26 protein-coding genes and 1 tRNA gene are annotated in these 25006 nt (G+C 62.9%); 9 read left to right on the top strand and 18 right to left on the bottom strand.

Annotated features, from left to right (window positions below):
* Position 1: 1 nt before the first annotated feature.
* From clpS to RTCK_RS01040, 5 genes are all read right to left on the bottom strand, one after another.
* Complete coding sequence (clpS, locus tag RTCK_RS01020) at positions 2-355, bottom strand: ATP-dependent Clp protease adapter ClpS (RefSeq protein WP_052642018.1); 354 nt, start codon at positions 353-355, stop codon at positions 2-4.
* A 227-nt stretch (positions 356-582) separates the two neighbouring features.
* Positions 583-936, bottom strand: coding sequence for a phasin family protein (locus tag RTCK_RS01025; protein WP_142520352.1), 354 nt, complete (start codon positions 934-936; stop codon positions 583-585).
* A gap of 104 nt (positions 937-1040) precedes the next feature.
* On the bottom strand, positions 1041-1244 hold the full coding sequence (locus RTCK_RS01030) for a DUF3126 family protein (protein WP_142520351.1): 204 nt from the start codon (positions 1242-1244) through the stop codon (positions 1041-1043).
* A gap of 121 nt (positions 1245-1365) precedes the next feature.
* Positions 1366-2190: a serine O-acetyltransferase gene (gene cysE, locus RTCK_RS01035; RefSeq protein ID WP_142590928.1), complete on the bottom strand. Its 825-nt coding sequence runs from the start codon at positions 2188-2190 to the stop codon at positions 1366-1368.
* Between the two features lie 93 nt (positions 2191-2283).
* On the bottom strand, positions 2284-3081 hold the full coding sequence (locus RTCK_RS01040; protein ID WP_142590930.1) for an alpha/beta fold hydrolase: 798 nt from the start codon (positions 3079-3081) through the stop codon (positions 2284-2286).
* 150 nt (positions 3082-3231) lie between these two features.
* Here RTCK_RS01040 and RTCK_RS01045 point away from each other — a divergent pair, with 150 nt between their 5' ends.
* Positions 3232-3477 (top strand): zinc-finger domain-containing protein, encoded by a 246-nt coding sequence (locus RTCK_RS01045; protein WP_142520348.1) that lies wholly within the window; start codon positions 3232-3234, stop codon positions 3475-3477.
* A 17-nt stretch (positions 3478-3494) separates the two neighbouring features.
* Positions 3495-4658, top strand: a complete 1164-nt coding sequence (locus tag RTCK_RS01050) for an FAD-dependent monooxygenase (RefSeq protein WP_142590932.1) — start codon at positions 3495-3497, stop codon at positions 4656-4658.
* 2 nt (positions 4659-4660) lie between these two features.
* On the opposite strand, the gene RTCK_RS01055 is transcribed toward RTCK_RS01050, so the two are convergent.
* Positions 4661-5854: a cystathionine beta-lyase gene (locus RTCK_RS01055; protein ID WP_142590934.1), complete on the bottom strand. Its 1194-nt coding sequence runs from the start codon at positions 5852-5854 to the stop codon at positions 4661-4663.
* A 345-nt stretch (positions 5855-6199) separates the two neighbouring features.
* On the opposite strand from RTCK_RS01055, the gene RTCK_RS01060 reads away from it, so the two are divergent.
* The 4 genes from RTCK_RS01060 (at position 6200) to RTCK_RS01075 (ending at position 10461) form a co-directional block, all read left to right on the top strand.
* Positions 6200-7222 (top strand): amino acid ABC transporter substrate-binding protein, encoded by a 1023-nt coding sequence (locus RTCK_RS01060; protein ID WP_142520345.1) that lies wholly within the window; start codon positions 6200-6202, stop codon positions 7220-7222.
* A gap of 95 nt (positions 7223-7317) precedes the next feature.
* Positions 7318-8511 carry an amino acid ABC transporter permease gene (locus RTCK_RS01065; protein WP_142590936.1) on the top strand — a complete coding sequence of 398 codons (1194 nt, stop codon included), beginning with the start codon at positions 7318-7320 and terminating at the stop codon, positions 8509-8511.
* A gap of 3 nt (positions 8512-8514) precedes the next feature.
* Complete coding sequence (locus tag RTCK_RS01070) at positions 8515-9672, top strand: amino acid ABC transporter permease (protein ID WP_142590938.1); 1158 nt, start codon at positions 8515-8517, stop codon at positions 9670-9672.
* A 15-nt stretch (positions 9673-9687) separates the two neighbouring features.
* Complete coding sequence (locus tag RTCK_RS01075) at positions 9688-10461, top strand: amino acid ABC transporter ATP-binding protein (RefSeq protein WP_142520342.1); 774 nt, start codon at positions 9688-9690, stop codon at positions 10459-10461.
* Between the two features lie 161 nt (positions 10462-10622).
* Here the strand turns inward: RTCK_RS01075 and RTCK_RS01080 are convergent.
* The 7 genes from RTCK_RS01080 to RTCK_RS01110 all read right to left on the bottom strand — a co-directional run bounded on the left by RTCK_RS01080 (position 10623) and on the right by RTCK_RS01110 (position 18069).
* Positions 10623-10698 (bottom strand) — tRNA-Lys (locus RTCK_RS01080).
* A 138-nt stretch (positions 10699-10836) separates the two neighbouring features.
* A complete protein-coding gene (locus RTCK_RS01085) occupies positions 10837-11751 on the bottom strand; it encodes a PhzF family phenazine biosynthesis protein (protein ID WP_142590941.1) in 915 nt (304 codons plus the stop codon).
* 98 nt (positions 11752-11849) lie between these two features.
* The gene (locus RTCK_RS01090) at positions 11850-12956 is read right to left on the bottom strand and encodes an endonuclease/exonuclease/phosphatase family protein (protein ID WP_142590943.1); all 1107 of its coding nucleotides are present in this window, start codon (positions 12954-12956) and stop codon (positions 11850-11852) included.
* A 50-nt stretch (positions 12957-13006) separates the two neighbouring features.
* A complete protein-coding gene (locus tag RTCK_RS01095; RefSeq protein ID WP_142590945.1) occupies positions 13007-14038 on the bottom strand; it encodes an ABC transporter ATP-binding protein in 1032 nt (343 codons plus the stop codon).
* Positions 14026-15720, bottom strand: coding sequence for an ABC transporter permease (locus tag RTCK_RS01100; protein WP_142590947.1), 1695 nt, complete (start codon positions 15718-15720; stop codon positions 14026-14028). Before RTCK_RS01100 ends, RTCK_RS01095 begins: the two co-directional genes overlap by 13 nt.
* A gap of 14 nt (positions 15721-15734) precedes the next feature.
* Complete coding sequence (locus RTCK_RS01105; protein ID WP_142590949.1) at positions 15735-16718, bottom strand: ABC transporter substrate-binding protein; 984 nt, start codon at positions 16716-16718, stop codon at positions 15735-15737.
* Positions 16719-16842: 124 nt separating this feature from the next.
* Positions 16843-18069, bottom strand: a complete 1227-nt coding sequence (locus RTCK_RS01110; protein ID WP_142590951.1) for an aminotransferase-like domain-containing protein — start codon at positions 18067-18069, stop codon at positions 16843-16845.
* 163 nt (positions 18070-18232) lie between these two features.
* Between RTCK_RS01110 and RTCK_RS01115 the strand changes: the two genes are divergently transcribed.
* Positions 18233-18808, top strand: coding sequence for a class I SAM-dependent methyltransferase (locus tag RTCK_RS01115; RefSeq protein WP_142590953.1), 576 nt, complete (start codon positions 18233-18235; stop codon positions 18806-18808).
* Positions 18809-18860: 52 nt separating this feature from the next.
* Here the strand turns inward: RTCK_RS01115 and ilvC are convergent, their stop codons facing one another.
* From ilvC to RTCK_RS01130, 3 genes are all read right to left on the bottom strand, one after another.
* Entirely contained in the window at positions 18861-19880 is a 1020-nt protein-coding gene (gene ilvC, locus RTCK_RS01120; RefSeq protein WP_142590955.1) for a ketol-acid reductoisomerase, read from the bottom strand.
* 40 nt (positions 19881-19920) lie between these two features.
* A complete protein-coding gene (locus RTCK_RS01125) occupies positions 19921-20559 on the bottom strand; it encodes a TetR/AcrR family transcriptional regulator (RefSeq protein ID WP_142522839.1) in 639 nt (212 codons plus the stop codon).
* Between the two features lie 101 nt (positions 20560-20660).
* Positions 20661-21125: an Lrp/AsnC family transcriptional regulator gene (locus RTCK_RS01130; protein ID WP_142590957.1), complete on the bottom strand. Its 465-nt coding sequence runs from the start codon at positions 21123-21125 to the stop codon at positions 20661-20663.
* Positions 21126-21275: 150 nt separating this feature from the next.
* Here RTCK_RS01130 and RTCK_RS01135 point away from each other — a divergent pair, with 150 nt between their 5' ends.
* On the top strand, positions 21276-21992 hold the full coding sequence (locus RTCK_RS01135) for an aspartate/glutamate racemase family protein (protein WP_142590959.1): 717 nt from the start codon (positions 21276-21278) through the stop codon (positions 21990-21992).
* A 56-nt stretch (positions 21993-22048) separates the two neighbouring features.
* On the top strand, positions 22049-22996 hold the full coding sequence (locus tag RTCK_RS01140) for a bifunctional helix-turn-helix transcriptional regulator/GNAT family N-acetyltransferase (protein WP_142590960.1): 948 nt from the start codon (positions 22049-22051) through the stop codon (positions 22994-22996).
* Here the strand turns inward: RTCK_RS01140 and RTCK_RS01145 are convergent.
* Both RTCK_RS01145 and RTCK_RS01150 read right to left on the bottom strand, forming a co-directional pair.
* The gene (locus RTCK_RS01145; protein WP_142520331.1) at positions 22993-23745 is read right to left on the bottom strand and encodes a pyridoxine 5'-phosphate synthase; all 753 of its coding nucleotides are present in this window, start codon (positions 23743-23745) and stop codon (positions 22993-22995) included. The two genes, RTCK_RS01140 and RTCK_RS01145, sit on opposite strands and share 4 nt — an antisense overlap.
* A 101-nt stretch (positions 23746-23846) precedes the next feature.
* Positions 23847-24971 (bottom strand): ATP-dependent DNA helicase, encoded by a 1125-nt coding sequence (locus RTCK_RS01150; protein ID WP_142590962.1) that lies wholly within the window; start codon positions 24969-24971, stop codon positions 23847-23849.
* Positions 24972-25006 lie beyond the last annotated feature (35 nt).

Genomic DNA, 25006 nt, shown 5'->3' on the forward strand with positions numbered 1-25006 from the left:
CTCACTTCTTTTCCATCACGCACTGGAGCGGATGCTGGTGCTGCCGGGCGAAATCCATGACCTGGCTCACCTTCGTTTCCGCAACCTCGTACGTGTAGATTCCGCATTCCCCCACGCCATGGTTATGGACGTGGAGCATGATCCGCGTGGCTGCTTCGCGATCCTTCTGGAAGAAGCGCTCCAGGATGTGGATGACGAACTCCATCGGGGTGTAGTCATCATTCAGCAGCAATACGCGGTACAGGTTCGGTTTCTTCGTCTTCGGCTTCGTGCGGGTGATGACGGACGTGCCGCGATTTGCGTTGTCCCCGTCGCCGCTTTTGTCATCTTGCATCAAGATCGGCCGTGCGATCATTTCCATTCATTCCCCAATCATCCGGCGATCGATCCATCGGCTCGGGCGGCGGACATCAGATCGTACTAACTTAGTTCATTGGGCGGCGATTTTAAGCCCCCTTCGCTCCTGCGCAATCACTATTCGCGGACGGCAGCCCTATTCCCGCAGATGTTTTACCCGCCGCGGAATCAAAAAGCCGGTGACGTTGCCATCACCGGCCGTGCCGATCCCATATGGCTGTGCAGCTACGCCGCCTCGGCCGCGACCACCGCGGTCGAACTGCCGGTCGGCACCCGCGCTTTCGACGCGTAGGCAGACTTCGCCAGATCCGCATATAGCTCGCTCAGCTTCCCCGCTTCCGCCACGAACGCATCGTAGGAAGACTTCATGTAATCCGCCTGCAACTGGTAGGCGTCCTCCAGACCACGTGCGGACATGAGCGACTCCATGAAGCTCGTCATGTCCTGAAAGGAGCGGCGGGAATAGTCTCCCGCCTCGGTGGCAATCGTCTGAAAACCCTTGGCCATCTCGGAATAGCTCTTCAGCATCTCCTCCATGACTTCGCTGCTTTTCCTGCTGGCATCATCAAAATTGAACATAGCAGTGCCCCTTGTTCATTCGGACCTGCTCATAAAATGACCGGCGGATGCGGGAGTCAAGGATTTTTGTGCGGCGCACAAAGTATACAGCCGGCGTGGCCGGATCAGAGATCCACGTCCAGGATGGCCATGGAGAAATTATAGGAACGGTCGCCGTCCTCGTCGTCGACGTAAACGACGCCGAGGAACTCTTCCCCGAGATAGACTTCGGCCGAATCGTCCTTGCGGGGCCGCGCCTTGACCGTCATCTGCGGGTTGAACGTCCGCTTGAAATAGCCGTCGAGCTTCTTGATTTCGTCTGCTTTCACGATGTCTTCTCCGTCAGCGGTTCGGTTCGCGGCGCTTGTGGCATGGCATCAAGGGCAAAGTAAAGGCAGGCAACGGAACGCCGGCCTCTTTCGCACACCGGCGCCGTTCAGGCCGGACGGTTCATTCGTCGGACGTCAGCAACTGGTCCATCAGACGGGCAGGCTCGGAGCAGCCGGCCTCGCCCACCACCTTGGCGGGGACGCCTGCGACCGTCTTCATGGCCGGCACCGGCTTCAGCACCACCGACCCGGCGGCGATGCGCGAGCACGAGCCGATCTCGATGTTGCCGAGGATCTTCGCGCCGGCGCCGATCAGCACGCCGTTGCCGATCTTCGGATGCCGGTCCGCCCCTTCCTTGCCCGTGCCGCCGAGGGTCACGCCGTGAAGGATGGAGACGTTGTCGCCGATCACCGCCGTTTCCCCGACCACAAGCCCCGTGGCGTGGTCGAGGAAGATTCCCCTGCCGATCCGGGCGGCGGGATTGATGTCCGTCTGGAAGACGCTCGATGCCCGGCTCTGCAGGTAGAGGGCAAAGTCGCGCCTGCCACGGGCCAGAAGCCAGTGCGCCAGGCGATGCGTCTGGATCGCGTGGAAACCCTTGAAGTAGAGGACCGGCTCCAGAAAGCGCAGGCAGGCGGGATCACGGTCATAGACCGCCTGGATATCGACCCTCAGGATGCTGCCCCATTCCGCCCACTCGTTCAGCATCTCCGCGAATGTCTGGCGAAGCAGCACCGCCTGGAGGTCGGGATGGTCCAAACGTTCGCAGATCCTATGGATGACGCTGTCTTCAAGCGAAGTGTGGTTGAGGACGGTTGAATACAGGAACGCCGCTAGAAGCGGATCGCTGTCGGCCGCGGCCCTCGCCTCCTGGCGCATCGTGTCCCAGATGGGGTCCATGGTTGCGACTGGTTCCTTCGGACGGATCTCGGTTCTCGCGGCCATGGCCGTCTCCTCGTTTCTCTCGCCGTCTATTATATAGAATGAACGCTACAGGAACACCAATGGCGATGAAATCGCATTTCTTTGATCCTGGGTTCAGCCATGGTGAAGCTCGGGCCGGAACTGCGAATAGAATTCCAGCACGGCTTTCTTGAACACCTTGTCGCCGACGGCCAGCATGTGGTCGCGGCCGGGGATGTCGAGGGCCCTGGCGTTCGACATCAGCGCCGCAAGCCTGTGGGGCGAGCCGGCGATATCGTCCTTGGTGCCGACCCCGATCAGGGTCGGAGCCTCGATCCGACCCATGTCGGCTTCAGACACTAGATCCCGCGAACCACGGATGCAGGCGGCCAGCGCTTCCCGGTCGCTCCGCGTCTGGTCAGCAAACGCCCGGAACATCCGGCCGCGTTCATGATCCACCTCATCGAGGGAGGGCGCCAGAAGCGCATCGGCGATCGGATCCCAATCCCCTACCCCGTCGGTCATCCCGCTGCCGAGTCCGCCGAGAACGAGCGATCGGACCCGGTGCGGATGAGCCAGCGCCAGAAACACGGAGATGCGGGCTCCCATGGAATAGCCCATGACGTGAGCTTCCGGGATGCGCAGGTGGTCGAGGAGCGCGGCCGCGTCTTCGGCCATTACCGACGGCCTGTAGGCTTCGGGATCGCGCGGCTTGCCGCTCTGGCCGTGGCCGCGATTGTCGATTGCGATCACGCGGTAGCCGGCCTCGCCCAGCGTCTTCACCCAGCCGGGATGGACCCAGTTCACCAGCGCGCTGGATGCGAAGCCGTGGATGAGGAGCACCGGATCGCCCGCCGGGTCTCCCTCGTCCAGATAATGGAGGTCCAGGCCGTCATGCCGGAAGGAGGAGAAGGAGGGAGCATTGAGATTCATGGGAGAGCCTTGAGGTCACTGCCGGATGGAGGCGGATGTAAACCGCCGCTTGCGGACTTTCCACCTCATGCGACCTTTTTTTCCCCTACACATTCGCGACCGGGGCAGATAATGTCCGCCGCCAAACAAACAAGCAATTCGGAGACGACCATGGCTGGTCACAGCATCCCCCATTTCCAGAACGACGGCGGCCATCGGCTGATCCAGATCGGCGTCAAGGAGTTCATGTGCACCGGTGCCTCGGTTCCGTTCGACCACCCGCACATCTACATCGACATGGGCGACGACAGCGAGAAGGTATGCTCCTATTGCTCGACCTTGTACCGCTACAACCCGGCGCTCAAGGCGGAGCAGACGGATCCGCCCGGCTGCGTCTTTCACGTGAAGGCCGCCTGACACGCCGGGCGTAACTCATGCCTGTTGAAAAGGCCGCGATCGTCGGGGCCGGCATAGCGGGACTGACCACCGCGCTTTCCTTTGCCCGGCGCGGTATCGCATGCGACATCTTCGAAGAAGCGCGGGAACTGACGGAAGTCGGCGCTGGCCTCCAGATATCGCCCAATGCCTCGCGGATCCTCGCCGACCTGGACGTGCTCCCGGCGCTCGAGGCCGTATGGACCGAGCCGGAGCGGATCGCGCTGGTGTCCGGCACGTCGCTTCGGCAGATCGCCCATGTTCCGGTCGGGCCGTTCGCCCGCGAGCGGTGGGGAGCGCCCTACGGAGTGCTTCACCGGGCGACGCTCCAAAAGACGCTGATTGAGGCCGTCGAGGCGAACTCGATTTGCAGCATATATCTCGATCATCCGATCCGCCCGGATATTCGAGAGACCCTCCGTCACGCGGGCGGGATGGGCTACGACCTCATCGTCGGCGCCGACGGCGTCTGGTCGAATATTCGTGCCGAGGTTTCCGGAAGCCCGCTCCCCGGATTTTCCGGAAACGTTGCGTGGCGTTTCACGATACCCCAGGCTGGCGCCCCTGACTGGCTGCCGCTCGACCAGGTAACCGCGTTTCTTGGTCCGTCCACTCACTTGGTCGCCTATCCTCTGAAAGACAACGACAGCATCAACCTGGTTGCCATCGCATCCGGCATCGGCGCCGGACAGATGTGGGATGCCAAGGCAAGCGAGGCGCAGCATCGCATGCTGGTCACGCAGTTCAGTGCGTGGGACAGCCGCATATCCCGCCTGCTTGCAGATACGGACGCAGCGACTTTCTGGCCGCTCTACCAGGCATCCACCGGACGGTGGCAGAACGGCAAGGACGTCGTTCTGATCGGCGATGCCGCCCACGCCATGATGCCGTTCGCAGCACAGGGAGCAGCCATGGCGATCGAGGATGCCTTCCTGCTGGCCGAAAAGGTCCACCGTGCCCCCTCCCTGCCGAGGGCCTTGTCGGATTTCGAGGCAGAACGGAAGGCAAGGGCCGCCCGCGTGCGCTCCCGCGGTGCCTTCAACCGTTTCGCCTACCATGCCCGCGGCCCCATCCGGATCGGCCGGGATCTCGTGCTGGCGCTGAAGCCGCCGCGATCCCTCGCGGCGGATCTGGACTGGCTCTACGGCTATCGTGCTTCCTGACGTCAGGCCGCCGCTGCGGCCGCGAAGCCTGCTTCCAGGTCCTTCTTCAGGTCCGCGACATCTTCGAGCCCGATCTGCAGGCGAATGACCGGCCCGTCCTCCGGCGCCTTGCGGATGGTCCGGTCGGACAGGTTCACCGGCACGGCCAGGCTTTCGTAGCCGCCCCAGGAATAGCCGAGCCCGAACAGCGAAAGCGTGTCCAGCAACGCGTGCGCCTTGGCCTTGAACCGGACCGGATCATCACCGGCCTTGAGCACGAAGGAGAAGACGCCGCTCGCCCCCTTGAAGTCGCGCTTCCAGATCTCGTGTCCGGGAAAGCTCGGCAAGGCCGGGTGCAGCACGCGCGCAACGTCGTCCCGGCTCTCTAGCCAGCGGGCGATCTCCAGCGCGCTGCGCTGATGGTGTTCCAGGCGCACACCCATGGTCCTCAGTCCCCGCAGGATCTGATAGGAATCGTCCGGGGAGCCGCAGATCCCCATGGTGATCGCGGTTTCCTTCAGTTGCGGCCAATAGGTGGCATTCGCCGAGACCGATCCCATCAGGACGTCAGAATGGCCCGACGGATATTTGGTGGTCGCGTGGATGGAAATGTCGACGCCGAAATCGAGCGGCCGGAAGTAGAGCGGTGTCGCCCAGGTGTTGTCCATGGTCACCACGCAGCCATGCCGGTGGGCTGCCTCGGAGATCGCCCGGATGTCCTGCATCTCCATCGTGTTGGAGCCCGGCGCTTCCGTGTGAACCAGCTTCGTGTTCGGCTTGATCAGGCTCTCTATCCCCCCGCCGATCTCCGGATCGTAATACTCGATCTCGACGCCCAGGCGCTGCAGCATCGCGTTGCAGAACAGCCGGCATGGCGCATAGACGGAGTCGACAATGAGGGCATGGTCGCCGGCCGACAGGAAGGCCAGGAAGGGGACGGAGATCGCCGCCAGCCCGGATGGCACGACGATCGTGCCGGCCGATCCCTCCAGCTCGTCCAGCGCCTCGCACAATGCATCCGTCGTCGGTGTTCCGCGCGTGCCGTAGGTATATTTCTGGCTCCGCGTCTCCATCGCCCGGCAGTTTGGAAAAAGCACCGTCGATGCGTGGACGACAGGCGGATTGACGAACCCGTGGTAGCTGAACGGATCATGCCCAATATGCGCGAGGCGTGTGTTGACGCCGGCATCGGCGGACAAGGGGGCCTTTTTCTTCATGCGGGGGAAGCTCTCTTCTGGAAGGAGGCCGGATGTTGCCCATTGAGGCGGGAACGGTCAACCCCGCGGGTCTGATGCCTCGCCTGCCGGCGACCATCCGTGAGCGGACGCCGAGTCTTTCAGCATCCGGAGCTCAAAGATTGGCAGCATGATCCGCAAATAGGCAGATTAAGGACATTTGACTCTTTTCGGACACAATTTAGGCACCGCAGGCTTGACCGTGCTGACGTTTGCGACTGTGATAGCGCTCCCGCATCCGGGAGGTTGGCGGGACGTCGTGTTGTGATCGGTTAGCGAACTGCAGCGTGACGAGATCAGAAAAACCAAAAGATAAAGGTTGGGAAAATGAGAAAGACGCTACTGTCAGCCACGATTGGCGCAGCAGTCCTGGGCGCTGCCTCGGCTGCATCGGCTGCCACGCTTGATGATGTCAAGGCGAAGGGTTTCCTGCAATGCGTGGTCAACACCGGACTTGCAGGCTTCTCTGCGCCGGATGCGTCGGGGAACTGGACCGGTTTCGACGTCGACTACTGCCGCGCCATTGCCGCTGCCATCTTCAATGATCCGTCCAAGGTCAAGTTCACGCCGACCACGGCACAGACACGCTTCACGGCGCTGCAGTCGGGTGAAGGCGACGTGATGTTCCGCAACACGACCTGGACCATCAACCGCGACACGGCGCTGGGCCTCAATTTCCGTATCGTCAACTACTATGACGGTCAGGGCTTCATGGTTCCGAAGTCGCTCAACGTGAAATCGGCTCTTGAACTGTCCGGCGCCGCGGTTTGCGTTCAGTCGGGAACCACGACCGAACTGAACCTGGCCGATTACTTCAAGGCCAACAACCTTCAGTACAATCCGGTCGTCTTCGAAAAGCTGCCGGAAGTGAATGCCGCATACCAGGAAGGCCGTTGCGACGTCTACACGACGGACCAGTCGGGCCTCTATTCGATCCGTCTGTCGCTTTCCAACCCGGACGATCACATGGTCCTGCCGGAGATCATCTCCAAGGAGCCGCTCGGCCCGGCAGTCCGCCAAGGTGATGACCAGTGGTTCGACATCGTATCCTGGACGCATTACGCGCTCGTACAGGCGGAGGAATTCGGCATCACCCAGGCGAACGTCGACGAGATGAAGAACTCCGAGAACCCGGAAATCCGTCGTCTCCTTGGTGTTGAAGCAGATTCCAAGATCGGCACCGATCTCGGTCTCGGCAATGATTGGGCGTACAACATTATCAAGCACGTGGGCAATTACGGCGAGGTGTTCGAGCGTAACATCGGCGCCAACACGCCGCTCAAAATCGAGCGCGGCCTGAACGCTCTGTGGACCAAGGGCGGCCTTCAGTACGCAATGCCGATCCGCTGATCAGCGATCGAACTCCGGATGAGGCGGTTTCGCCTCATCCCTTCTGCCACATAACAAAAGAAAACCCGAAAAGGGTCAAAGGGGAATAGGCCGGCATGACCGATCACGCTATCGCTGCGCCGCCCGCTGAACGATCGTTGGCTTCATATATCTACGATCCGAAGTTTCGCGGGCTGTTTTTCCAGGCGCTCACTCTCGTCATCACCGTCTTGGTGGGCTGGTGGATATTTGACAACACGACCGAAAACCTGGCGCGTTCCAACACCGCTTCCGGTTACCAGTTCCTGAGGGGTCGCGCCGGATTTGATATCGGCCAGTCGCTGATCCCCTATACCAGCGATTCCACCTATGGCAGGGCCATTTTCGTCGGCTTCCTGAATACGCTGCTCGTCGCCTCGGTGGGAATCGTAACCGCGACGATCATCGGCTTTGTGATCGGCATCGGACGCCTGTCGCGGAACTGGCTGATTGCCAGGCTTTGCACGGTCTATGTCGAAGTGTTCCGCAACATCCCCGTCCTGCTCGTCATCTTCTTCTTCTACAAGGGAGTCCTCGGCGCACTACCACAGGTACGCGATTCTCTGGAGCTGCCATTCAGCATGTTTCTCAACAATCGCGGTTTGGCGTTCCCCCGGCCTATATGGGGAGATAGCGCCATCCTGATCCCCATTGCCCTTGTGGTCGCAGTCATTGCCGCTCTTGTCATCGCGCGATGGGCCAAGGCTCGTCAGGCCGCCACAGGAAAACCATTCCACACCGTCTGGGTCGCCATCGGATTGATCGTCGGGCTGCCATTGTTTGCCTTTGTCCTCGCCGGAATGCCGCTGACATTCGATTATCCCATCGCAGGCCGCTTCAACCTCACCGGCGGCAGCGTGATCGCGCCAGAATTCGTTGCGCTTTACCTGGCTCTCGCCTTCTATACCGCGTCATTCATCGCGGAGATCTTCCGAGCCGGCATCAAGGGCGTGCCAAAGGGCCAGACAGAAGCTGCCTCTGCGCTCGGGCTGCAGCCATCGACAACGACGAGGCTGGTCGTCATGCCGCAGGCAATGCGGATCATCATTCCGCCGCTCACGAGCCAATATCTCAACCTGACCAAGAACTCCTCGCTCGGTATCGCCATCGGTTTCCCTGAACTCGTGGCAACGGGCGGAACGACCATGAATCAGACCGGTCAGGCGATCGAGGTCGTTTCGATCTGGCTGGCCGTCTATCTCAGCATCAGCATCGTGACGTCGATCTTCATGAACTGGTTCAACGCCAAGATGGCGCTGGTGGAAAGGTAAGCGATGAGCACGAACTCTCTCGGCTTTGTCCGCACCGAACTCCTCGCTCCCCACCCTGCCCCCGCCGGCGAAAGAAGCGCGTTTGGCTGGATCCGCGGCAATCTCTTCGCGACACCAAAGGATACCCTTCTGACGATCCTTGCGATCGCCCTGCTTGTCTGGACTGTTCCGGACATGCTGAACTGGCTTTTCTTCGATGCCGTCTGGAGCGGATCTGACCGAACCGCCTGCCTCACGCTCGCCCAGGGCGGCGTCCAGCCGGATGGCTGGAGTGGCGCATGCTGGGCTTTCGTCAGCGAGCGCTTCGAACAGTTCATGTTTGGCCGCTACCCGATCGACGAACGTTGGCGCCCCACCCTGGTAGCCGTGCTCTTCGCTGCCGTTCTGGCCCCCATGCTGATGCCGCGACTACCCTACAAGGGATGGAACGCGCTCGTTCTGTTCGTCATCTTCCCAATTGTCGCTTTCTTCCTGCTGCACGGCGGTGTCTTCGGCCTGCAACGGGTAGAGACGCCGCTCTGGGGCGGTCTGATGGTCACCCTCATCCTGTCGTTCGTCGGCATTGCGGTGTCCCTGCCGATCGGCATCCTGCTCGCACTCGGCCGACGATCGCATCTACCGGTCATCCGGGTGATCTGCGTGACCTTCATCGAGGTCATACGCGGCGTCCCGCTGATTACGGTCCTCTTCATGGCCAACGTCATGCTGCCGCTCTTCCTGCCGACCGGCTGGACGATCGACAACTTCCTGCGAGCACTCGTAGGCGTTGCGCTGTTCGCCTCCGCCTACATGGCGGAAGTCGTGCGCGGCGGCCTGCAGGCGATCCCGAAGGGCCAGTACGAAGGCGCCGATTCGCTCGGCCTGAGTTATTGGCAGAAGACCCGGCTCATCATCATGCCGCAGGCGCTGAAGCTGGTGATCCCGGGCATCGTCAACACCTTCATCGGCCTGTTCAAGGACACCTCTCTGGTGTCGATCATCGGCATGTTCGACCTGCTTGGGATCGTTCAGTTGAACTTCACCGACACGCGATGGATCACGCCGATCACGCCGAGCACAGGCCTGATCTTCGCGGGCTTCATATTCTGGCTGTTCTGCTTCGGCATGTCGCGCTACTCCGCCTTCATGGAGCGCCATCTCGACACTGGCCACAAACGATAAGACAAGGGGAAAACAATGGCTGACGCCCGACCCAACAAGCTTTCCGTCTCCGCCACCGATGTCGCCATCGACATCATTGCCATGAACAAGTGGTACGGCGACTTTCACGTGCTTCGCGACATCAACCTGCGCGTCATGGCAGGCGAACGCATCGTCGTCGCCGGACCGTCCGGCTCCGGCAAGTCCACGATGATCCGCTGCATCAACCGCCTGGAAGAGCACCAGTCGGGCCGCATCGTCGTTGATGGCATCGAACTCACCAACGACCTCAAGAAGATCGACGAGGTGCGCCGCGAAGTCGGCATGGTGTTCCAGCACTTCAACCTCTTCCCGCATCTCACCATCCTGGAGAATTGCACGCTAGCGCCGATCTGGGTGCGCAAGATGCCGAAGAGGAAGGCCGAGGAGATCGCCATGCACTACCTGGAGCGGGTGAAGATCCCCGAACAGGCGCACAAGTATCCCGGCCAGCTCTCCGGCGGCCAGCAGCAGCGCGTGGCGATCGCCCGCTCGCTCTGCATGAGCCCCAAGATCATGCTCTTCGACGAGCCGACCTCAGCGCTCGATCCGGAGATGATCAAGGAGGTTCTGGACACGATGGTGAGCCTGGCGGAGGAAGGCATGACGATGGTCTGCGTCACCCACGAGATGGGTTTCGCCCGCCAGGTCGCCAACCGGGTCATCTTCATGGACCAGGGGCAGATCGTCGAGCAGAACGAGCCGGCGGAGTTCTTCGACAACCCGCAGCACGAGCGCACGAAGCTCTTCCTCAGCCAGATCCTCCACTAAGGCGGCAGCCAGCCACAGACGGGCCACGGCTGCAAAGCTTGGCCCGTTCCGCTTTGCGGGACGCGCTCCGCAAGGGATGCCGGCCAGCAGCGAACGCACCGAACGACGCCTCAAGCAGCGTATCAGCAAACCCGGCTAACGACTTGGTTGATTGGGATGTTTGGTGGGTGATGTAGGGCTCGAACCTACGACCCGCTGATTAAGAGTCAGCTGCTCTACCAACTGAGCTAATCACCCGAAATCCGACCGCCGCAACCCGTGCGCCGCCGGTGTGTGAGCGCGTATAAAGTGGAACGAACCGCTTGTCCAGCGCTTCAGCCAAAATAATTTGTGCGCCGCGATTTCGCCTGTCGCGGCTCCCGCATCCAGGCAAAATCAGAGTTCAAGCGTACCTCGGGCCAGCCGCACCGCCTGCCCTCCGATCCTCGCTCTCGCGATCCGGCCATCTTTTACATCCACATGAAGATGGATGTAGGACGGCCGGCCCATCTCCACGCCCTGCTCCACCAGGAGCGGATGGTGCCCGTCCGGAAGTGCGTCGAAATGGTGGATCGCTCCGGCAAGTGCGGCAACCGCCGAGCCCGTCGCGGGATCTTCCACAATTCCCATATCCGCGGAGAACATCCGCGCATGGAATTTCGCCTGATGGTGAACACCGCCGCGGCAGTAGACAAAGGCCGATGCGAGGCCGCCCTCCACGAAGGGTGCAACCTTTTCCCAGAGCGCCGGATCGAAGTCGATCGCCTCGACGTCCGAAAGGCCATGGACTGGAATCACCACGAAGGGAACACCTGCGCTCCAGATGGATACCCGGTGGTTCTCCAGGCCGATGCTTTTCGGATGCAGGCTCAGTGCTTCGGCAATACCTTGCACGTCGAGCGGCAGCTGGATGCTGATCGGCGTCTTCGGAAGATCGAATTCGGCGAAGCTGGCGGAGCGCTCCCGCAGCCTCACGGCGCAACGCACCGGCCCGACCGTCTCCTCCAGCACGCAGACGATGTCGGCGTCTCCCTCTCCCGCCTGCTGGAGCTCCGCAAGCGCCACGGCCGTTCCGACGGTCGGATGCCCCGCGAACGGAAGCTCGCGCGCAGGAGTGAATATGCGCAGCCGGGCCGCATGTGCGGGCTTCACCGCCGGCTGCACGAACACGGTCTCTGAAAGGTTCATCTCGCGGGCGACGGCTTGCATCGTCTCGTCGTCCAGCCCATCGCCATCGAAGATGACCGCCAGCGGATTTCCCGCCAGCACCTGGTCCGTGAAGACGTCATAGATCCCGTAGCGGCGCGCCATCGTCCCTCCTGAATGAATGCCTCCGTCCGCAACCTGCCTGACCGCCATGCCGGACGCAACCCATAAACCCGGAACCTTCGCACGGTTTTGCCGGGAGCTTATATGTTCAGTTCCATCACCACGGGACAGTGATCCGACGCCTTCGGCCGGTCCCAGCCGATGCGCGGGAAACGCTCGACCTCCTGGCCCGGCGGAAACGGCGTGCGGTATGGCTGGCCGCCGCGAACGATGTCCGGGATCACCGTCGCATTGCGGGCGGCAAGCGCCGGCGAAAGCCAGATGTAGTCGAGCTGGCAGAGATGTTGCTCCTGCGGGCCACGGGCATGATAGAGCGTCCAGCGATCCATCTCGGGACGCCGTTCGACCGGGTTCACCGCAAAGCCATCCGTCGAGAACACATCCAGCGCGCTCCTTTCTTCCCGCACATGCGCGAAATGGTGGCCGAGACGCCGGCTGCCGGTGACGACGACCTTTTCCTGGTAGTCGTTCATGTCACCGCAGATGGCGAAGTTCTTGCTCGCAGCACGATCCGCCCCGAACCGGTCCTCGATGATCTTCCGCACCGCCCTCGCCTCTGCCTCGCGCACGGGCATGGTGCTGGTCCGGCCGTCGCCCGGCTCGCGCCCATTGCCCATGGATTTGAAGTGGACGACGTAGAGCGTCAGGGGCCGGCCGCCGATCTTCAGGTCGAGCTCGAGGCAGTCGCGCTTGAAGACCTTGTCATGGGGCTTTTCGTAGGCGGCCAGTTCGTCGGTAAACAGATCGAGGTCCGCATAGGTCAGCATCGCATTGCTGCGGATGTCGACGAGCTCGATCGGCTGCCCGTGACGCGTCGTCTCGCGCATGAGCACCGCGACGTCGATCCCACGGGTATCGTTACCCTCCACCAGGTACTTCTGCATGTAGCCATGCCCGACCATGCGGAACAGATATCCGTACTCGAAGGCGTGCAGCGCCGGCATGTTGTCGACCTCCTGCAGGCAGAGGATGTCGGCATCCGCATCGGCGATTGCGAGTGCCGACATCTGGCGCGTGTCGTCCGTCGACGCGACCACGCGCGCCTGCTCCATCTGCTCGTAGAGCTCCTTGCTGTCGACGTCGTAGAGACGCATCACGCGATCCCTCCGCAAGTGGTTGCGGAAACCGGAGAAGTCGAACCGCGTGATCAGGTTCTCGATGTTGAAGGTCGCGAGGCGGACGGACATGCGCAAATTCCTGAAGGACAGGCTGCCGTTATGCCCGCTGTGGAGGGGCCTTACAACCGCCACCCGGACTGGAGCACCACCCTTACCGTCTCGCCCTCCCGGACGGCCTGCCGCGAAAAGGCCCGCAGCGGCTGTCCGTCGGCAAGCTGCAGCCGCAGGGCATACCGCTCCCCCTCGAAGAAGGAGGACATGACGGCCGCCGCGATGCCGGAGCCATCGAGGATGACATCCTGCGGCCGGACGAGGACGTCCGATCGAGGCGCAGCGACGTTGCAATGAAGCAGCGCGTCGCGAAGGCGTGGCCAATCGAGATGCCGCACCGCCTCCTCCGCAGGCATCCGCACCGACAGGATGGAGCCCTGCCCCACCAGTCCACCCACGATCCGGCCCTCCGGTCGCGCATAGATGACCTCGGGCGGCGCCACCTGCAGCAGCCGGCCTTCGGACATGACCGCGACATCCGTCGCCAGCGCCATCGCCTCGCTCTGGTCGTGCGTCACATAGATCATCGTCGCACCGGAGCGGGAGTGGAATTCCCGGAACGTTTCCTCCATCTCCTGCCGCAGATGCCGGTCGAGATTGGCAAGCGGTTCGTCGAGCAGCACCACGTCGGGCTCGGTCACGAGGCAGCGGGCGAGCGCAACGCGTTGTCTTTGCCCACCGGAAAGTGCGGCCGGGCGCCGGTCCGCATAGGCCTCCAGACGGACCGCCGAAAGCGCCTCGCGGACCTTCTGCCGCGCCCTGTCCTTCCCCACGCCTCTCACCGTCAGCGGATAGCCGACGTTCTCCGCCACCGTCATGTGCGGCCAGAGTGCGTAGGACTGGAACACCATCGCCATGTTGCGCCGCTCCGGCGGCAGCATGGTCGCCGCATCGGCGAGCAGCCGCTCGCCGAGCAGGATCGAACCGTCGGTCGGCTGCTCGAACCCCGCGATCATCCGCAGCACCGTCGTCTTGCCGCAGCCGGACGGTCCGAGAAGAGCCAGGAAACGGCCTTGCTGGACGGTAAGCGAAAGATCGCGCACCGCAGGAGCTGCACTGGCGAAACGCTTCTCGAGGCTGTTGAGGATCAGCGGCGCCATGGCAGGGCTCCCACCGGCAGGCGCCGCGCCATCAGTTCAAGAGCAAGCATGAGGACCACCACCATTGCCACGACGAGCACCGATAGGGCTGCAGCGAGGTCGAAGCTGCCGCTGTCGTCGAGATTGTAGATTGCCACCCCGAGCGTCTGGGTCCCGGCGGACCAGAGGAGCGCCGACACCGTCAGTTCGTTGCAGGCGATCAGGAAGACCAGGATGACCGAGGAACCCGCGGCAGGCGCGATCAGCGGCACCATCACGTCTCGCATCCGTCGGGAGAATCCGGCCCCGGCAAGACGGGCGGCCTCCTCCAGCGACGGGTCGAGCTGCCGGTAGGCGCTGACCACCGGCTTCAGGCTGACAGCCAGGAAGCTCGACAGATAGGCGATGAGGATGATCCAGACCGTGCCGTAGATCGAGATGCCGACCACGGGCAGCGGAGCGGCGAACAACAGGATGAAGGCGACGGCCAGCACGATACCCGGAAGCGCATACGGAATCTCCGCCAGCGCGGCGATGAAGCCGGCCAGCCGGCTCCGCGTCTGCACGATGTAGTAGCCGAGCAGGACGGAGATCAGCAGCAGCCCGAGCGCGCTTGCGAACGCCAGCGAGATCGAGTTCGCAAATGCCGTGCGCGTCACCGATTGCCGGAACAGGACCTCCTCGTAAGCATGCAGGGTCGCCGTTTCCGGCGTCAGCGGCACCCCGTAGGCTGGCGCCAGTGAGCTTGCCAGGAGCGCCAGGAACGGCAGGACCAGGATGACGCAGGTCAGGCCCCACAGCAGCAGTTCGGCAATCCACCGGAAGCGCCCGAGGGTGAAGAGCGCGGCCTGGCCGGAGTGGCCGATGGTGCGGAAGTCGCGACCGCGCAGCACCCGCGCCTCCACCGACAATCCTGCGACGGCCAGAAGCGTGATCAGCGCGGAAATGATGGAGATGTCGGAGAAGGTCGTCGGACCGAAGCTTGCGAACTTCGAATAGATGAGCGTCGGCAGAGTGTAGATGGAAGCCGGAATGCCGAGGATTGCCGGTATTCCGAAATTGCCCACCCCGGAGACGAAGGCGATCGCCGCCCCGGCGACGAGCCCGGGAACTGCGAGCGGCAGGACGATATCCAGCAGCACGCGCCAGGAAGAGGCCCCGGACAACCGCGCCGCCTCCACGCCTTCCTTCGGAAGCGCCAGCAGTCCGGCACGCATCGCCAGGTAGACGAGCGGCGCATGCTGCACCCCGAACAGGAGCGCGATGCCGCCGATCGAATAGAGCGGCTGCGGGCTGCCGAGCGGCGGCGCCATGCCGATTGCCTTCAGAAGCGTGCTCGACGGTCCCGTCAGCCCGATCCAGGAAAGCGCCGTCACCTGTGGCGGGATCATCATCGGCAGCATGAAGAGAAAACCGAGAGCGCCCCTGCCCCGAACGTCGAACAGCGTCAGCAGGACGGCGAAGCTGCCGCCGAGGGTGACCGCTGCGATCATTCCGAGGAGGGATGTCGTCAGCGTGTTCAGCGTCGCCTCCCAGAGCGCGGGGTCGGCAAGCAGCCGGCCTGCTTCTCCTTTCAGGGCCGAAGAGATGCCCGTTGCCGCCAGCCGGGCGAGCGGCAGCACGCTCAGAACGAGTATGACGGTTGCTACAAAAGGAAACAGCCAGCGCGGCTGGCTGTCCCGGGAATAGGTTTGGGGTGGCATCTGCTCGTGATGAATCAGCCGGCGGTGCCGAAGATATCGGAGAAGGTCTTGAGGTCCTGTTCCGAATTCTTGAGCGCGTCGGCCGCATCGAGCGGCAGGACCTTGATCTCCTCGCGCGGCGGGAAGCCGGCCGGAACGCCGAGACCGCTATGGGCCGGGATGTAGCCGAGGTCGAGCTGCACCTTCTGGCCTTCCTCGGAGAGGAGGTAATCGATGAACTTCTTGGCCGCATCCTCGTGCTTCGTCGAAGACAGGATGGCGACAGGCTCGGTCACCGCGGAGACGCCCTCTTCCGGGAAGACGAATTCGACCGGCGCACCCTTGGCCTTCTCGCGGATCGGCAGGTAATCGACGACCATGCCGAAGGCCTTCTCGCCGGAGGCAACGGATTTCAGGACCGCGCCATTGCCGCCGGAGGCGACGGCGCCGTTGTCCTTCAACTGCCCGTAGTAGTCCCAGCCGAGGCCATCGACGCCGGCCAGCGTCTGGGCATGGATGAGCGCCGCCCCCGAGGTCAGCGGGCTCGGCATGGCGACCAGGCCCTTGGCTTCCGGCTTGGTCAGGTCCTTCCAGCTCGTCGGCTTCATGCCGGCCTGGGTATTGTACATGATGCCGGTGGTGATCAGCTTGGTCGAATAGTAGTGGCCGTCCGCATCGTAGAGGGCGGCGTCGAGGTTCTTCGCTTCCGGCGACTTGTAGGCCATCAGCTGGCCAGCCTGCTTCATGCGCTCGAGCGTCACGGTGTCGGCGATCAGCAGGACGTCGGCGACCGGATTGCCGGCCTCGATCTCGGCCATCAGCTTGGCCATGATCTTCGGCGTCCCGTCCCGGACCCATTCGACGTCGAGGTCGGGATTGGCTGCCTTGAAGCCGTCGACGGTGGCCTGCGCGTCCTCGTTCGGCTGGCTCGTGTAGATCACGAGATCTGCGGCCTGGACGGCGCCGGCGACAAGAGCCGTGGCGGCGAGAGCGGAGATTGCTGAGACGATCTTGTTCATGGGGACCCTTCCTGATGGATGCCCCGCTAAATCACAGCCGTCTAACAGCCATATGACAGTGCCGCGCCGTCCCGCGGGTTAGGGGAAGCACCGGACATCCGGCATCTTCCCGGGTCGCATCGGATCAGGCCGCTTCTGCGACCGCCGTGCCGATCAGCCGGCCGAGACGTTGTATTCCTTCCTCGATCATGGTCTCGCTGGCGCAGGAGAAGGAGAGCCGCAGCGTATTGTTGCTGGAGCCGTCGGCGTAGAAGGCTCTGCCCGGAACGAAGGCCACCTTCTCCGTCTGGATCGACCGAGCGAGAAGTTCGCCGCCGTCCATGCCTTCCGGAAGCCTCACCCAGACGAACATGCCGCCTTCCGGCTTTGTCCAGCTGGTGCCCGCCGGCATGTACCTGGCAAGCGCCGCAAGCATCGCGTCGCGCCGCGCGCTGTAAGCCTTCCTGATCTTCGCCACCTGCTCCGGGAATATCCGCTCGGCGACATGGGCGATGGCGATCTGGTTGATCGTGGAGGAATGCAGGTCGGCGGCCTGCTTCATCAGGACCAGTTTGCGGATGACCGGCATCGCGGCGACGACGAAGCCCACCCGAAGCCCCGGCGCGAGCGTCTTGGAGAAGCTGCCGCTGTAGATCGTCCGGGTATTCTCGATGCCGCCGCTGCGGGCAATATCGAGGGCCATGATCGGCGGAACCGGCTCGCCGTCATAGCGCAGGTTCTGGTAGGCCGCATCCTCGATGATGGCGATGTCGAGCTCGTCGGCCAGCGCCAGAAGCTTCTCGCGACCGGGCCGGTCCACGGTCTCGCCGGTCGGATTGGCGAAATCGGCCGAGAGATAGGCAAATTTCACCGCTCCGCCCGCCTTCGCGGCAGCCTCCCGGTAGCCGTCAGGCGTGCGGTTGCCGTTCAGCGACAGCTGGTCGTATGTCGGCTCGTAGGCGTTGAAGGCCTGCAGCGCGCCGAGATAGGTCGGCCAGGTCACGAGCGCCGTATCCTTCGGCGACAGGAAGAGCTTGCCGATATAGTCCAGGGCCTGCTGCGAGCCGGACGTGATGAAGACGTTGTCGACGCTGCAGGGGATGCCGATCTTCACCATCTCCGTCACCAGCCATTCGCGCAGCGGCTTATAGCCTTCGCTGATGGAGTACTGCAGCGCGGCATTCGCCCGCGGCCCGGAAAAAATATCCCCATAGGCTTGCTTGAACGCCTCGTCCGGAAAGAGCGCCGGATCGGGGATACCGCCGGCGAAGGAAATGATGTCCGGCTGATCGAGAAGCTTCAGCAGTTCCCGTATTTCCGACGCCCGCATCCGCGTGGCGCGGGTTGCGAAGATATTTTCCCAGTCGAGCATCTGCGTTTCCTCCGCCTTCACCAATGCCGCCATCCTACACAAAAGGCGATAGGTCAGCAACACTGACCTATCCCCTTCATTCGGCTTCGGCGTCAGCCGGGCTTGCACAACAAAAGACAGCGTGCTCAACGAACTGAACCCCATCGCCACTTCGAGAAGACCAATGACGTCATCATTCTACGACGAGAATGCCGAGGCCTACGCATCAAGGGTCCGCGGACTGCCGATGGCGCGACTCGATGCCTTCCTGGCTGGATTGAAACCCGCAGCCCGGGTGCTGGAACTGGGCTGCGGCGGTGGCCAGGATAGCGCCTACATGCTGAAGAAGGGCTTTGACGTCGTGCCGAGCGACGGTTCGGCAAGCCTCGCCCGAGAGGCAGAGAAGCTGATCGGCAGGCCGGTCAAGGTGATGCAGTTCCAGGAACTCGATGCGGCTGATGAATTCGACGGCATATGGGCGGAGGCGAGTCTGCTGCACGTGCCACGCGCGCAACTCCCGGATGTCTTTTCCCGCATCCGCATTGCCCTTCGGAAGGATGCACCGGTGCATGCGAGCTTCAAGGCCGGCGATGCCGAGGGCCACGACGGTCTCGGCCGTTACTATAACTATCCGCCCGCCGTATCGCTTTTCGAACTTCTGGCCATAAGCGGCTTGAAGGACATCACGATCGACGAGGCCGATGGCACCGGATATGACAACATGCCGACGCGTTGGCTCTATATCGCGGCCGGAAAATGAGAAAGGCCGGAGCTTTCGCCCCGGCCTCGCGGTTCCATCAGTTTAACGTCGCTTAGTTGACCGACTTGTCGACCAGCTTGTTCTTGCCGATCCAGGGCATCATGCCGCGCAGCTTGGCGCCGACTTCCTCGATCTGGTGGCTGTCGTTGTTGCGGCGGATGCCCTTGAAGCGCGCCATGCCGGAACGGTATTCCTGCATCCACTCGGAGGTGAAGCGGCCGGTCTGGATGTCCTTCAGCACGCGCTTCATCTCGGCCTTGGTTTCTTCCGTGATGATGCGCGGACCGGTGACGTATTCGCCCCACTCGGCCGTGTTGGAGATCGAGTAGTTCATGTTGGCGATGCCACCTTCGTAGATCAGGTCGACGATCAGCTTCACTTCGTGCAGGCACTCGAAATAGGCCATTTCCGGCGCGTAGCCGGCTTCCACCAGCGTCTCGAAACCGGCGCGGATGAGCTCGACTAGACCGCCGCAGAGAACGACCTGTTCGCCGAAGAGGTCAGTTTCGCACTCTTCCTTGAAATTGGTCTCGATGATGCCCGAACGGCCGCCGCCGACGCCGCAGGCGTAGGAGAGAGCGAGTTCGAGGGCATTGCCGGAAGCGTTCTGGTGAACGGCGACCAGGCAGGGAACGCCGCCGCCCTTCTGGTACTCGCCGCGAACCGTGTGGCCGGGGCCCTTCGGCGCGATCATCACCACGTCGACGGAAGCCTTCGGCTCGATCAGGCCGAAATGGACGTTGAGGCCGTGGGCGAAGGCGATCGCCGCGCCGTCACGGATGTTCGGAGCGATCTCCGCCTTGTAGATGTCGGCCTGCAGTTCGTCCGGCGTCGCCATCATCATCAGGTCGGCCCAGCCGGCCGCCTCGGCAACGGTCATGACCTTGAAACCGTCAGCTTCCGCCTTCTTGGCCGTCGCCGAGCCGCTCTTCAGGGCGATCGCCACGTTCTGGGCACCGGAATCCTTGAGGTTCAGCGCGTGCGCCCGCCCCTGGGACCCGTAGCCGATAATGGCGACCTTCTTCGACTTGATGAGGTTGAGATCGGCATCGCGATCGTAATAGACGCGCATCGTAAGTTCCTTCCCTATGCGTGTACGTTGTTGCTGGTCTTCATCGTCCCGAAGAGAAGCGCAACGCCTCCCCCGATTCCTGTCGTGCGCCGTGGAGGGAGAGGAAGGCGGTAACCGCCCTCTCCGCCTGGCGCGCATTGTCCTTAAGCCCCGGCTCGCCGAGCAGCATGCGCACATGCAGATCGGACACGATCAGGCCGTAAAGCGTGTGATAGGCGGCATCGGCATCGTCGAAGCGCAAGAGGCCGGCGCGCTTGCCGGCGTCGATCAAAGCCATGGCGCGCCGGTCGATCTGCCGCCGGCCGTGCTCAACGAGCAGCTTGCCGAGCTTGGAGCCGTCGCGGCTCGACTGGCCGATCGCCAGCCGGTTCAGCGCCAGAGACACATCTCCGGAAAGCACCTCCAGAAGATCGCGCGCGAAGAGTTCGAGATGGTCGCGCAGGCTTTCGGCCGTCAGCCGCTCCTTGCCGCGTTCGGCAGTGCGGACCTTGCTCGCCTGATGGGCGATCATCGCCGCGAGAAGGCCGTCGCGGTCGCCGAACCACTTGTAGAGGCTTTCCTTGGAGCAGTTCGCCGCCCGTGCGAGACCCGACGTGGTCAAGGCCTTGTCGCCGCCCTCCACCAGTAAACGCAGCGCCTGCTCCAGAACTTCGTTCTGGCGCGGGGTAAACTCCGGCATCCGACCTGCATCGGCGATCACGACACTCACTCCAACAATGGTACCGTACGGTACGGTTCGTGAGCGACTTATGCTGATTTGTCCGCACCTCGTCAAGAGGCTCAGCGGGCGTAGTCTACCGGCAGGCTCTCCCCGCTCTTCAACACCTCCATGGAGATGAAGGCGGAGACGTCGAACAGCTCGATCCGCTTCACCATTCGCCGGTAGACGATGTCGTAGTGCTCCACTCGAGGCAGCACCACCTTCAGGATGTAGTCGTAGCTGCCGGTAAGCCGGTGAGCCTCCACGATCTCGCCGATGTCGCTGATCGCCTTGCGGAAACTCTCGATCCAGTCGTCCGAATGATGCGCGGTCTTGATGAGCGCGAAAACGGTGGTCGGCACGCCGATCCGGTCGCGGTCGAGCACGGCGATCCGGCTGCGGATATAGCCCGCCTCCTCCAGCCGCTGAATTCGCCGGGAACAGGCCGACGGAGAAAGCGACACCTGCTCCGCGACATCGGCCACCGGCAGCGTCGCATTCCCTTGCAGGAGATCCAGGATCTTTCGGTCACGCTCATCCAGCATCGGATGCTCTCCCTTTCAAGCATCCAGAATGCGCCTTAGAGCCGCAAGACGCAATCCACGTGCGCAGAATCTCCCAATCACCTCGCAAGATGCACGCCGCTGCGGCGGAGCACGCCCTATCATCACCGGCAATTCGGAAGGGAAACAACCATGAAAACCATCGGCCTGATCGGCGGCATGAGCTTCGAAAGCACCGCGGTCTACTATCGCCTCATCAACGAGATGGTGCGCAGCCGCTGCGGCGGCCTCGCCTCCGCCGACATCCTGCTGCATTCGGTGAACTTCGCAGAGATCGTCGAGATGCAGAAGGCAGGCCGTTGGGACCTCGCGGCACGGACGCTTGCCGACAGCGCAAGGCGGCTTGAGACTGCGGGCGCATCATGCATCCTGATCTGTACCAACACCATGCATCTGGTCGCCGGGGATGTCGCCGCTGCCGGCGCAATCCCGCTGATCCACATCATCGACGAAACCGCGGCAGCGCTGCAGGCCCAGGGCCTGAAGCGCCCTCTCCTGCTCGCCACCCGCTACACCATGGAGCACGGTTTCTATGCCGACCGGATGCGCCGGGCGGGTCTGGACGTCATGGTCCCGGAAAAGGAAGGCCGCGACCTGATGCACGACATCATCTTCGGCGAGCTTTGCGTTGGTGCCGTGCGCGCCGAGTCGCGGCAGAAAGCCCTCGCACTGATCGATGGGGCGAACGCGGCCGGCGCCGACAGCGTCATCCTCGGCTGCACGGAAATCTGCCTCCTGCTCGACCCCGAGCGTCTGCCGCTGCCCGGCATCGACTCCACCACGGTCCATGCCCGCGCCGCCGTGGAGTTCGCTTTGAAAAGAACCGGCATCACCCGATCCGCCGCGTGACGATACTTGACTCAGTCAAGTGAATAGCGAAAGTCTCGCCGGGGAGGCTTTTCACTATGATCGCGACCGAAACCATTGAGGCCATCCGCGCCTTTAACCGCTTCTATACGAACAGGCTCGGCTTGCTGGCCAAAGGGTATCTGGCGACCCCATATACCCTGACCGAGGGCCGAATCCTCTACGAGCTTGGATCACGTCGTAGCGTTTCCTCCACGCAACTGAACCGCGACCTCGGCCTGGATCCCGCCTATCTCAGCCGCATCCTGAAGAAGTTCCGTGAGGCGGGGCTCCTTGCGACCGAACCCGATCCCATCGACGGGCGTAGCCGCATCCTCTCCCTCACCGCTGAGGGAGCGGAGATCTACAAGACCCTGGGCGACCGGTCGCGCCGGCAGATCGCCGGCGATCTACAGAACGTCGATAAGGCGGACCAGGCCCGGCTGGTCGATGCCCTGCGGACCGTCCACACAATCCTCGCCCCATCCTCCACCTGCGAAACGGAACCTGTCATCCTGCGCCCGCACAGGATCGGCGACATGGGCTGGCTTGTGGAGGCACAGGCGACGGCCTATGCCAGGGAATACGGTCTGAACGAGAAGTTCGAAGGTCTCATCGCCGAGGTTACCGGCAGGTTCATCGCCAACTTCAACCCGGAGCGCGAGCGGAGCTGGATCGCCGAGCGTGGCGGCACGCGTGTCGGCTGCGTGCTCGTCGCCGACGGCGGCGGGAACATCGCCAAGTTGCGGCTGCTTTATCTGGATCCGCGGGCGCGCGGGTTGGGTATCGGCCGAAAGCTCGTGGATGAGTGCATCCGCTTCGCGACGGCGGCAGGCTATGAGAAGCTGTCGCTCTGGACGACCGACATGCTGACGGCTGCGATCCGGATCTACGAAATGGCCGGATTCGAGCTTATCTCCGAGGAGAGACATTCGATGTTCGGGCCGCAATGTGTGGGCCAGACCTGGGAACTCAATCTCGCCGAAGCCGGACCGAGGCCCGTCTAAACGGTCTGCCCGCAGGCATGGCGGAATCGCCGCACCGTTTCCGCCATCCCGAACTCCAGCGCGTCCGCCGTCAGCCCGTGCCCGATGGATACTTCCGCGAGGTGAGGGATGCGCTTCACCAGCGCCGGCAGGTTGGCTACGGTCAGGTCGTGCCCGGCATTGACCCCCAGCCCTTCCGCGCGTGCCGCATCGGCCGTCCGCCCCAGCAGTTCGACGATTTCAGCCGCGCGCTCCGGATTGTCGTAGCAACCGCCGTAAGGCCCGGTGTAGAGCTCGATCCGGTCGGCGCCTGTTTCCTTGGCCAGCCGCACCGCCTCCACGTCACCGTCGCCGTCCGCAAACAGGGAAACCCGCATTCCCCCCGCCTTCAGCCGCGCAACGATCGGTTTCAGCATCTCGCCCTGCGCCCTGAAGTCGAAGCCGTGGTCGGACGTTGCCTGGCTCGGATCGTCCGGCACGAGCGTCACCTGCTCCGGCTCTGTCCGCTCGCACAGCGCCAGGAAATCCTCGCTCGGATAACCCTCGATGTTGAACTCGGCCTGCGGGAACTCGTCGTCGATCAGCGCCCGGATCACCGGCAGGTCGGAGAAGCGGATATGCCGCTGGTCAGGCCGCGGGTGGACGGTGAGCCCGCTTGCCCCTGCCTGCAACGCGATGCGACCCAGATGCTCCAGGCTCGGCCACGGCAGGTCGCGGCGGTTGCGCAGCATGGCGATGGCGTTGATGTTGACGGAAAGCTTGGTCGGCATGGCACGGATTCCGTTTGGAAGATGTCTACCTGCTTACGCCAGCGCGGCCCGGCAGACCAATGGCTTTCGCAAATCCGCCCATTGAAACTTTTGATGCTTGTTCACCGCACGATGGTCAGAGTCTCCGCCGCCCGCGTGATCCCCGTATAAAGCCAGCGTTCCCGCGTGTCCCGGAACGCCCAGCTCTCGTCGAACAGCACGACATTGTTCCATTGGGAACCCTGCGCCTTGTGGACGGTCAGCGCATAGCCGTAGTCGAATTCGTCATAGCGCTTGCGGGTCGACCAGGGGATCTCCTCCTCGCTCTCGAACGCCGCCTTCAGAAGCTTGATCTTCGCCGCACCGCGATCCATGTCGTCGTCTTCCGGGCGGATCATCAGGTTGATGCCCGGCTTCACGGTTTCCCGCGACGAACTCATCACCTGCCAGAGCGAGCCGTTGAGCAGGCCCTTCACCTGGTCGTTCCTGAGGCAGACCAACTTGTCGCCGGATTGCGGATAGTCCGTGGTGAAACCCTTGAGCTCGCGGAGCCGCTGGTTGTATCGCTTGCGGGTCTTGTTCGTGCCGACGAGAACCTGGTCCGCGTCGAGCACCAGTGCCTGGTTCACCTCGTTGCGCGAGATCACCTGCGCCGTCCCATAGTCCCCATACATGATCTCCTTGCCCTCGCGCACGTTCATGGCGAGTTGGATGATCGGGTTGTCCCGCGCCTGCCGGTGGATGTCCGTCAGGAGGTAATCCGGCTGCTGCTCCGTGAAGAAGCCGCCGCCGGAGACCGGCGGAAGCTGCCCCGGATCGCCCAGCACCAGGATAGGCGTGCCGAAGCTCATGAGGTCGCGGCCAAGCTGCTCGTCCACCATGGAGCACTCGTCGATGACGATCAGCGCTGCCTTCGCGACGGGGCTCTGGCGGTTGATGGAAAACATCGGTGAGATCGAGGTCTTGCCGGTCTCCTCGTCGGAAACCTCCTCCTCGCCCCGAGGCCTGTAGATCAGCGAATGGATGGTCTTGGCGTTCTTGGCGCCGCGTGAGCGAAGCACCTGCGCTGCCTTGCCGGTAAAGGCAGCGAACAGCACGTCGCCATCCACATGCTCGGCGAAATGCTTGGCAAGCGTCGTCTTGCCGGTTCCGGCATAGCCGAATAGCCGGAAGACCTGTTGGCGGCCGTCTTTCAGCCAGCGCGAAACGGCCTTCAGGGCCTCGTCCTGTTGCGGAGCAAATTGCATGGCTGCGACATGGCAGGATTCTGGACGCTACCGCA

Source organism: Pseudorhizobium endolithicum (genome assembly GCF_902153245.2).
GTDB classification, from domain to species: domain Bacteria; phylum Pseudomonadota; class Alphaproteobacteria; order Rhizobiales; family Rhizobiaceae; genus Neorhizobium; species Neorhizobium endolithicum.

Bases quoted from the DNA above. Each gene is read 5' to 3' on its own strand.
- clpS (WP_052642018.1), bottom strand. From the start codon at position 355: ATGATCGCACGGCCGATCTTGATGCAAGATGACAAAAGCGGCGACGGG.
- RTCK_RS01025 (WP_142520352.1), bottom strand. From the start codon at position 936: ATGTTCAATTTTGATGATGCCAGCAGGAAAAGCAGCGAAGTCATGGAG.
- cysE (WP_142590928.1), bottom strand. From the start codon at position 2,190: ATGGCCGCGAGAACCGAGATCCGTCCGAAGGAACCAGTCGCAACCATG.
- RTCK_RS01040 (WP_142590930.1), bottom strand. From the start codon at position 3,081: ATGAATCTCAATGCTCCCTCCTTCTCCTCCTTCCGGCATGACGGCCTG.
- RTCK_RS01045 (WP_142520348.1), top strand. From the start codon at position 3,232: ATGGCTGGTCACAGCATCCCCCATTTCCAGAACGACGGCGGCCATCGG.
- RTCK_RS01050 (WP_142590932.1), top strand. From the start codon at position 3,495: ATGCCTGTTGAAAAGGCCGCGATCGTCGGGGCCGGCATAGCGGGACTG.
- RTCK_RS01055 (WP_142590934.1), bottom strand. From the start codon at position 5,854: ATGAAGAAAAAGGCCCCCTTGTCCGCCGATGCCGGCGTCAACACACGC.
- RTCK_RS01060 (WP_142520345.1), top strand. From the start codon at position 6,200: ATGAGAAAGACGCTACTGTCAGCCACGATTGGCGCAGCAGTCCTGGGC.
- RTCK_RS01065 (WP_142590936.1), top strand. From the start codon at position 7,318: ATGACCGATCACGCTATCGCTGCGCCGCCCGCTGAACGATCGTTGGCT.
- RTCK_RS01070 (WP_142590938.1), top strand. From the start codon at position 8,515: ATGAGCACGAACTCTCTCGGCTTTGTCCGCACCGAACTCCTCGCTCCC.
- RTCK_RS01075 (WP_142520342.1), top strand. From the start codon at position 9,688: ATGGCTGACGCCCGACCCAACAAGCTTTCCGTCTCCGCCACCGATGTC.
- RTCK_RS01085 (WP_142590941.1), bottom strand. From the start codon at position 11,751: ATGGCGCGCCGCTACGGGATCTATGACGTCTTCACGGACCAGGTGCTG.
- RTCK_RS01090 (WP_142590943.1), bottom strand. From the start codon at position 12,956: ATGTCCGTCCGCCTCGCGACCTTCAACATCGAGAACCTGATCACGCGG.
- RTCK_RS01095 (WP_142590945.1), bottom strand. From the start codon at position 14,038: ATGGCGCCGCTGATCCTCAACAGCCTCGAGAAGCGTTTCGCCAGTGCA.
- RTCK_RS01100 (WP_142590947.1), bottom strand. From the start codon at position 15,720: ATGCCACCCCAAACCTATTCCCGGGACAGCCAGCCGCGCTGGCTGTTT.
- RTCK_RS01105 (WP_142590949.1), bottom strand. From the start codon at position 16,718: ATGAACAAGATCGTCTCAGCAATCTCCGCTCTCGCCGCCACGGCTCTT.
- RTCK_RS01110 (WP_142590951.1), bottom strand. From the start codon at position 18,069: ATGCTCGACTGGGAAAATATCTTCGCAACCCGCGCCACGCGGATGCGG.
- RTCK_RS01115 (WP_142590953.1), top strand. From the start codon at position 18,233: ATGACGTCATCATTCTACGACGAGAATGCCGAGGCCTACGCATCAAGG.
- ilvC (WP_142590955.1), bottom strand. From the start codon at position 19,880: ATGCGCGTCTATTACGATCGCGATGCCGATCTCAACCTCATCAAGTCG.
- RTCK_RS01125 (WP_142522839.1), bottom strand. From the start codon at position 20,559: ATGCCGGAGTTTACCCCGCGCCAGAACGAAGTTCTGGAGCAGGCGCTG.
- RTCK_RS01130 (WP_142590957.1), bottom strand. From the start codon at position 21,125: ATGCTGGATGAGCGTGACCGAAAGATCCTGGATCTCCTGCAAGGGAAT.
- RTCK_RS01135 (WP_142590959.1), top strand. From the start codon at position 21,276: ATGAAAACCATCGGCCTGATCGGCGGCATGAGCTTCGAAAGCACCGCG.
- RTCK_RS01140 (WP_142590960.1), top strand. From the start codon at position 22,049: ATGATCGCGACCGAAACCATTGAGGCCATCCGCGCCTTTAACCGCTTC.
- RTCK_RS01145 (WP_142520331.1), bottom strand. From the start codon at position 23,745: ATGCCGACCAAGCTTTCCGTCAACATCAACGCCATCGCCATGCTGCGC.
- RTCK_RS01150 (WP_142590962.1), bottom strand. From the start codon at position 24,971: ATGCAATTTGCTCCGCAACAGGACGAGGCCCTGAAGGCCGTTTCGCGC.